2 protein-coding genes are annotated in these 1,007 nt (G+C 63.2%); one reads left to right on the top strand and one right to left on the bottom strand.

Annotated elements, in window-relative coordinates; translation table 11 throughout:
• Positions 1 to 245 (bottom strand): metalloregulator ArsR/SmtB family transcription factor (locus U1700_RS15500; RefSeq protein ID WP_332753547.1); only part of this gene is annotated, 245 nt, incomplete at its 3' end.
• 84 nt (positions 246 to 329) lie between these two features.
• On the opposite strand from U1700_RS15500, the gene U1700_RS15495 reads away from it, so the two are divergent.
• The coding region (locus U1700_RS15495) for an acyl-CoA desaturase (protein WP_332753546.1) at positions 330 to 1,007 on the top strand (678 nt) is incomplete at its 3' end.

Genomic DNA, 1,007 nt, shown 5'->3' with positions numbered 1-1,007 from the left:
TCTTGCACGAAGCCGTTCAGCGTGTTGGTCAGGCTTTCGGGGACGAGGCGATAGAAGACGAACTGGCCGCGCTTCTCGCTGGTGACGAGGCCCGCCGCCTCCAGGATCGAAAGATGCTGCGAAATCGATGGCTTGGCCATGTCGAAGCGCGAGGCGATATCGCCCGCGCTCAATTCGGCATGGGCCAGATAGGCCAGGATGCGGCGGCGGGCCGGATTGGCCAGTGCCTCGAACACACGTTGCATGGTTATGTATTTAGGCAATTCGCTAAGCATTGACAAACGCGCTTCGGTATTTAGCAATATACCTAAATATATAAGGAGCGCTGCATGACCTGCCGTTCGACCGCCCGCATGATTGCCTCGCCCGGCAGCAACGCTTGTGACGGGCAGGTACGATGGGCGCCCATGCGATCGCTTTGGATGATCGGGATGACCGGATCGGCCGTGATATTTGCGCCGATATACGTCACGCCCGGGGCCGTGCTGCTGTGGCTGGCGACCTCGGCCGTGACATTGTGCCTAGGGCACTCGATCGGGCTGCATCGCCTGCTGATCCATCGCAGTTTCGCGGCACCGCTCTGGTTCGAACGGGTGCTGGTCTATCTGGGCACATTGGTCGGCATGGCGGGGCCGCTGGGCATGGTGCGGCTGCATGACATGCGCGACTGGGCGCAGCGGCAGGTGGCCTGTCACGATCTCCATGCCCACCGTGCGTCATGGCTGCGAGATGCGTGGTGGCAGATGCATTGCCGCCTGGATCTGACCCATCCGCCGCGTTTCGAGCCTGAGGTGCGGTTGCACGACGACCGTTTCCTGATCTGGCTGGAGCGGAGCTGGATGGCGCAGCAAATCCCCTGGGCGCTGTTGTTCCTATGGGCGGGCGGTCTGCCCTGGCTGGTCTGGGGCGTGCCGGTACGGGTGGCGGTCGGCGTCACCGGACATTGGCTGGTCGGTCACATCACCCACCGGCGGGGGCCGCAAGGTTGGAGCGTCGACGATGTCGCG

This window comes from Sphingomonas sp. RB1R13 (genome assembly GCF_036663775.1).
In the GTDB taxonomy this organism is placed as follows: domain Bacteria; phylum Pseudomonadota; class Alphaproteobacteria; order Sphingomonadales; family Sphingomonadaceae; genus Sphingomicrobium.
This window is presented reverse-complemented; position numbering and strand designations above follow the sequence as displayed.